We start from the raw sequence: 6,458 nt of genomic DNA, 5'->3' as shown, positions 1-6,458 counted from the left end.
GAATCGGTCGTTGTCTCGGGCGATCTCGGATGCGGGTTGGTCCGAGTTCCGGTCGATGCTCGAGTACAAGGCCGACTGGTGCGGGCGGCGGGTGGTGGTGATCGACCGGTTCTATCCGTCGTCGAAGGCCTGCTCGGTGTGTGGGGCGATCGCCTCGACGATGCCGCTGAACGTGCGGGAGTGGGCGTGCCGATGCGGCGCCGTCCATGATCGGGATGTGAACGCGGCGAAGAACATTTTGGCCGTCGGACTGACGGTGGCAGCCTGCGGAGATGGTGTGAGACCGCCCCGCACATAAAGTGTGGGGAGGCAACTGTCGGTGAAACAGGAACCTCGGGACGCGAGTCTCGAGGGGAATCTCGGTCGTTCACAGCCGAGAGGACGTCAATAGATATCGAAGCATGGCACGCAGCAGCTAATCTGCAGCGAACGCCGAACTCCACGCAGGGGTGGTCCGGAACTCCGAACGAGGGGTGTGTTCCGCGGACGCAGAGCCGCTGCGTGGAGAGATTTGCCGAGCTGGGTGGCGGGGTACAGGGGGGTTGACCCCGCCACCAACCTGGCGCCCACAGGGGGGAGGGGCGACAGGTGCTCGAGGCACTCGAGGTGCCGGTAGCCAATCTACCGACACGGTAGGGGTATTCGTCAACCGGGTAGGTGAAATCGCCCACATGTCGTGACCTCGTACCCCGACAGCCTAGGATTATGGCCGTTCGGAGGTGTTCCAGTGCGAATCTCGCGGCAGTCGCGATCCAGCAACCATCTTCGCCGGATCGTGGCGGAGATGGCTATTCCCGTGCCCTGGAACAGGGATCAGCTCGTCGCCGGCGTCGCGGCCCGTCGCGGGCGCCCGATTCACCTGGTCCCGGTCTCGCACGCCCTCGTCCAGGGCGGTCATTCCGGTCTCTGGCTCGCACGGGCCGACGACGACGTGATCCTGTACGCAGCAGGGACGTCGGACGTGCACGCCACCCACATCATCTGCCACGAACTGGCACACATGGAGCTCGGCCACGACCGCGACACGATCGGGGACACCACCGTCGATTCGACGGCCTTGTCGGTCGCCGCGCCAACGGTCGACACGGCGCGCGTGGTCAAAATGCTCGGCCGGTCCAATTACTCGAACGACCAGGAATACGAGGCGGAACTTCTCGCCACCCTGATCATGGCGGGTCGTCGAGCGGGGACGAGCGACGACACCGTCGGTGACGCACGGGTGTCGCGGATGCTCGGAACGTTCTGACGCCGTGTACGAACCGCCCACCTATGTGAGCTGGCCGCTCCTCGCCGTCGTCTGGGGAACGACTCTCCTGCGCCTGGCCCTCGTCCGGTCGACTGTCGCCGAACGCCGGATGAACGCCGCCCTCGTCTTCGCATCCCTCTCCCTGGTCCTCCAGCGATCACTGGCACAGATCTGGCTCGACCGCTGGTTCGGGTACGGGTTCGCGAACACCCTCAGTAACGTCTGCATCATCCTCACCGCGGCGTCGCTGATCAGCCTCTTCTCCGCGTGGGCACTCGGCCCGGCGCGCCTTCCCCGGATCCACGTCGTCTCGCTGTCGATGTGTGCCGTCGCGGGGGCAATCCTGATCGGCCTGAGCACGCCGGCGCGATCGCGGGGCGTCGCCATAGCCGACGAGGGCGGCTGGCCCTTCGCGGCGTACTGCATCACGTACGCGGTTCCGATCCTGTCCGTCGCCCTGCTCAACCTGTGGATCTCGCTGAAGGCCGTGCGCAGCGCGACACCGGGACGCGAGCGCCGGGTGTTTCTCGCGGTCATCGCCCTGTCGTTGTTCGAGGTGTTCGACATGGGAGTCGTCGTGACGACCGGCGTGGTCAACGCGGTCAGCGAAGACAACGCCCTGACCGAATCGCACAGCGACTCGGGGGCGTTCATCCGCCTGCTCGTCGTGTCGGCGGGCGCGCTCATCTCGGTCGGACCGGTGGTACGGGCGCTCGGTCACCGGTGGCGGTCACGGCAAGTCACCCGGCGTCTGCAACCGATGTGGCGGACCCTGACCGGTGCGGTGCCCGAAGTGGTCCTGGAACTGCGACCGGCGGATCGCCGGGCACTGTCGGCCCGGAGCCGCCTCGACCGCATGAGCGTCGAGATCCGCGACGCGATCATGATCCTCGACCGACACGTGGTGTTCGAACTCGGCGGGCATTCCGGCACCGCACCGCCCGTGGTCACGGCGACGCGGCTGCACCTCGCGTGCCTGGCTCGCAGGGCCGGTCACCGGGCGCACGGCACGGGCGGGACGGCCCACCTGTTCACGACCGACGTCGGCGGCGAACCGTGGGAGCTGGCCCGGCTGGCCGATCACTGGCGGGACGCCGAGCATCTGGCGGCCGAACTGTGGGCGCGTCGCCTCCCTCAGTTCGGCGGCCCCGCGGACCCGTCGGCGCGCGTCCCCGCTCAGGTCTGACGAGGGTCCGGGGCCGCGACCGGCACCGGTCCGTGACTCCGCCGCAGATTCTCCAGAAGGGGAATCAGCGATTCCATCTCCGCGGTGGTCGGCTCCGCGGATGCGTCGAGCGATCGCATCGACAAGTGCCGGACACCGGCCTCGCGAACCGCGATCTTGAAGCGGACCAGCGTGTCGTAGTCGTGGTAGCCATCGGTGGCGAGGTACTGCTCGGGGGCGTGGAAGTGCTGCGCGACAGCCCGCAGGACGTCGGGCTCGGGCGCGTGGTGATCGTTCCTGCGCAGGGACTCGATCTCGGACGGCTCGACGGGCCGGCCGAGTATCCGGGACACCCCCGCGGCGACGGTGTCTTCTCCCGGTTCGGGGCCGTCGAGGTCGTGGGCGAGCGAGAACAGGCGGTTGACCCGCACCGACAGCGGCACGCCGTTCATGCGTTCACCTCCGCATCTCCGCTGCGTTCGGGATCCTCGGTGGCCACGAGTTTCACCGCGTCCTCCCATCGACGCCAGAAGCGCTCCCGGGTGGCCGCGTCGAGGCCGTCTCCCCGGCCGTAGAGGAAACGGCGATACCGTGCTTCCTCCAGTTCACGCGGGTCGGTGACCGTGGACGGTTCCTCCAGCAGGTGGCCGAATGCGAATTCGACCAGCGGCTGGCGCGGCCCGGCGGGGCCTCCGTTGACTTCCAGCAACCGCGTCACGTACGCGCCGGTGATCTTCGAGACCACCCGGCTCAGTTCGCCCGCCGCTTCGGCCAGCCCGGGAACCTCGGGGTGCGCCGCGCTCAGCTTGGTGATCTGGGTGTGCGGCCCCAGGATCTCGATGATCGTGTCCAGATCCAGCGGAATCTCCGACGGCCCGAGCGTCAGCGGGCGCGAGGTCGGTGACCGGTCCTCCCCGTCGAGCGCCTCGAGAGGAGTGGGATGACCACCGTCGAGGGTGCGAGCCGCGCTGCCCGGAGCCCAGCGGAGCGCGACGTCCAGTTTGCGGAGGGTCTCGATGCTCGGATCCGGGCCGGTCCCGTTCTCGGCGCGCGTCTGAGCTGCGTCGGACGGGCCACCCGCGGCCGTGACCTCGTCCTGTGTGAGGTTCAGCAAACGCCGTCGTCGATGGACGAATTGTCCGAAACGCGCGCGGGTGCTGGTGACCATTCTTTCCCCCAGGAGACACGCAAGCGACGCGCGTGTCGCTTGCTGTGTCTCGATCCTACTGCTTGTAGCTGGTGAGGAAATTTCCGAACCGCTCGATGGCGACAGCGAGATCACGCGCCCACGGCAACGTCACGATGCGGAGGTGGTCGTGGTCCGGCCAGTTGAACCCGGTGCCCTGCACCATCAGGATCTTCTCCTGCAGCAGAAGGTCCTGGACCAGCTTCTCGTCGTCGTAGATCTCGTACACGTTCGGGTCGAGGCGGGGGAATGCGTACAACGCGCCCTTCGGCTTCACGCAGGAGACACCGGGAATCATGTTGAGGCGTTCCCAGGCCACATCACGCTGCTCGAGCAGTCGACCACCCGGCAGGATCAGGTCTTCGATGCTCTGGTGCCCACCGAGCGCCACCTGGATGGCGTGCTGACCGGGCACGTTCGGGCACAGACGCGTCGACGCCAGCAGGTCGAGTCCCTCGAGGAAACCCGCGGCGTGTTCCTTCGGTCCCGTGATGGCGACCCAGCCGGACCGGTAGCCGGCGACGCGGTACGCCTTCGACAGGCCGTTGAACGTCAGGCACAGCAGGTCCGGGGCCAGCGTCGCCAGTGAGATGTGCTTGGCGTCGTCGTAGAGGATCTTGTCGTAGATCTCGTCCGCGAGAAGCAGCAGCTGATGCTTGCGCGCCAGGTCGACGAGCTGCTGCAGCACCTCCATCGAGTACACCGCACCCGTCGGATTGTTCGGGTTGATGACCAGGAGCGCCTTGGTCTTGTCGGTGATCTTCGACTCGATGTCCGCGATGTCGGGGTTCCAGTCGTTGCCCTCGTCGCACAGGTAGTGCACCGGGGTGCCGCCGGCGAGGCTCGTCATCGCCGTCCACAGCGGGTAGTCCGGTGCCGGGATCAGCACCTCGTCGCCGTTGTCGAGGAGCGCCTGCATCGTCATCGTGATGAGCTCGGACACACCGTTGCCCAGATAGATGTCGTCGACGTCGAGTTCGGGGAACCCGGCGACCAGCTCGTAGCGGGTGACGATCGCGCGCCGCGCCGACAGGATGCCCTTGGACTCGGAGTAACCCTGCGCGTACGGGAGCGCGGCGATCATGTCGCGCATGATCACGTCCGGCGCGTCGAAACCGAACGGTGCGGGGTTGCCGATGTTGAGCTTGAGGATCCGGTGGCCTTCCGCCTCCAGCCGGGCGGCGTGGGCATGTACCGGTCCACGAATCTCGTAGAGCACGTTCTGAAGCTTGGTGGACTGCTCCAGCTTGCGGTGCGGCATGCGGTGATGGCCGTGGTCTGGGTTGCTCACGAGCGTCATTCTCCCACTCCCGGGCAACCCGATTTCTACTGGTGGGTATCAGACCGCCGTCGCGTCGTGGAAACACCCCGCACGCGCAGGTGCCCGTCGTACCCTCGAGAGGGGGTCGGATCCGTCTCGCATTCACCGCGCCCGGAGGGAATGACGCACATGTCAGCACCGGTATCCCGTCGCCCCGGACCCGTCGACATCGCGCACCACAGCCATCTCGTCGGGGTGTTCGCGCCGCAACGGGAGGAGGTGGACGTCCGGGATCTCGAGGTGATCGGCGAACTACCCGCCGATCTTCACGGCGCCTATCTGCGCAACGGGCCGAACCCCCGATTCGATCCGATCGGGACGTACGTCTACCCGCTCGACGGCGACGGCATGGTCCACCGAATCGAAGTCGCCGACGGTGCCGCCCGGTACACCAACCGCTTCGTCCGAACCCCGATGGTGCAGGCGGAGGAGAAGGCCGGGCACGTCATCTGGCCCGGGGTTACCGACCTCTACACGCCGACGGAGGACGAAGTAGGGCCCGGCCTCGCGGGCACGTCGCGCGAGCTGCCCGACATCAACATCGTCCGGCACGGCGGGCGGCTGCTCGCGATGGCCGAGACCACGCTGCCGTTCCGCCTCGACCCCGCCGACCTGAGCACGCTGGGGCGGGAGAACTGCGACGGCGCCATGGGTGTGGGGAGCACCGCGCACCCCAAGATCGACCCGGTCACCGGACAGATGGTGCTGTTCAATTACATGCTCGACGCCCCGTACCTGACGTGGTCGGTGGTGAACCCCGACGGTTCGGTCGCGCGGACACCGACGCCGGTCGCGGGTGCGGACACGCCGCTGATGATCCACGACATGGCACTGACCGAGCGCTACATCGTTCTGATGCTGTGCCCGCTGGTCTTCGACATCGCCGCCGTGCTGACCGGCGGGTCCGTGCTCGACTGGCGGCCCGAGGACGGCACGCGGATCGCGCTGGTGCCCCGCGACGGCGGTCCGGTCCGGTGGACGACGCACGATGCCTACTGGGTGTGGCATTTCGCGAACGCCTTCGATCTGCCCGACGGGAGGGTGAGCGTCGACTACGTGGAGTGGACGTACCCCGGTGGGTTCGCGAAGGCTCCGGAGCCGTCGCTCGGCTCGCTGGTTCGCGCCGTCGTCGACCCCGGCAGCGGACGGGTGACGCGAGAGGTGGTGTGCGACCGCGACGTCGAGTTCCCGCGAGTCGACGACCGTGAGCTGACCCGAGGGCACCGCGCGGTGGCGACCGTCGGCAAACTCGACCGCAGCCAGGGACGGCAGGATTCGCTGTGGTTCTTCGACACTGCCCGCGGCACCGAGGCGCACTGGGATCCGGGGAGTGTGTCGGTGGGTGAGCCGATCTTCATGCCCAGCGCCGAGTACGAGTACTGGGGAATGATCGGGACCGACCGGGGCGACATGTCGTCCTGGTTCTTCGTGCTGCCCGCCGACGACCCAGGGTCGGGGCCGATCGGGAAGGTGCGGCTGCCGATCCGGGTTCCGGCGGGCCTTCACGGCGCGTGGCTGCCTGCGGAGTAGCGGACGGCGG

7 protein-coding genes are annotated in these 6,458 nt (G+C 67.7%); 4 read left to right on the top strand and 3 right to left on the bottom strand.

From position 1 onward, the window contains the following. The 3 genes from HGB39_RS31065 to HGB39_RS31055 form a co-directional block, all read left to right on the top strand. On the top strand, nucleotides 1-298 hold a 298-nt coding region (locus HGB39_RS31065; protein ID WP_168442981.1), incomplete at its 5' end, for an RNA-guided endonuclease TnpB family protein. A gap of 486 nt (nucleotides 299-784) precedes the next feature. Next, nucleotides 785-1,246 carry a hypothetical protein gene (locus HGB39_RS31060; protein ID WP_210753088.1) on the top strand — a complete coding sequence of 154 codons (462 nt, stop codon included), beginning with the start codon at nucleotides 785-787 and terminating at the stop codon, nucleotides 1,244-1,246. Nucleotides 1,247-1,250: 4 nt separating this feature from the next. Next, entirely contained in the window at nucleotides 1,251-2,432 is a 1,182-nt protein-coding gene (locus HGB39_RS31055) for an MAB_1171c family putative transporter (RefSeq protein WP_005570462.1), read from the top strand. Here HGB39_RS31055 and HGB39_RS31050 read toward each other — a convergent pair. From HGB39_RS31050 to HGB39_RS31040, 3 genes are read right to left on the bottom strand one after another with little or no spacing between them, the layout of a single operon-like run. Beyond that, nucleotides 2,423-2,863, bottom strand: coding sequence for a hypothetical protein (locus HGB39_RS31050; protein ID WP_005570461.1), 441 nt, complete (start codon nucleotides 2,861-2,863; stop codon nucleotides 2,423-2,425). The two genes, HGB39_RS31055 and HGB39_RS31050, sit on opposite strands and share 10 nt — an antisense overlap. Further along, nucleotides 2,860-3,579 carry a helix-turn-helix domain-containing protein gene (locus HGB39_RS31045; RefSeq protein ID WP_005238256.1) on the bottom strand — a complete coding sequence of 240 codons (720 nt, stop codon included), beginning with the start codon at nucleotides 3,577-3,579 and terminating at the stop codon, nucleotides 2,860-2,862. The genes HGB39_RS31050 and HGB39_RS31045 overlap by 4 nt, the downstream gene beginning before the upstream one ends. 55 nt (nucleotides 3,580-3,634) lie before the next feature. Then, nucleotides 3,635-4,897, bottom strand: coding sequence for a pyridoxal phosphate-dependent aminotransferase (locus HGB39_RS31040; protein WP_005238257.1), 1,263 nt, complete (start codon nucleotides 4,895-4,897; stop codon nucleotides 3,635-3,637). Between the two features lie 150 nt (nucleotides 4,898-5,047). Here HGB39_RS31040 and HGB39_RS31035 point away from each other — a divergent pair, with 150 nt between their 5' ends. Then, nucleotides 5,048-6,448: a carotenoid oxygenase family protein gene (locus HGB39_RS31035; RefSeq protein WP_043791896.1), complete on the top strand. Its 1,401-nt coding sequence runs from the start codon at nucleotides 5,048-5,050 to the stop codon at nucleotides 6,446-6,448. Nucleotides 6,449-6,458 lie beyond the last annotated feature (10 nt).

This window comes from Rhodococcus opacus (assembly GCF_012396235.1).
GTDB classification, from domain to species: domain Bacteria; phylum Actinomycetota; class Actinomycetes; order Mycobacteriales; family Mycobacteriaceae; genus Rhodococcus_F; species Rhodococcus_F opacus.
This window is presented reverse-complemented; position numbering and strand designations above follow the sequence as displayed.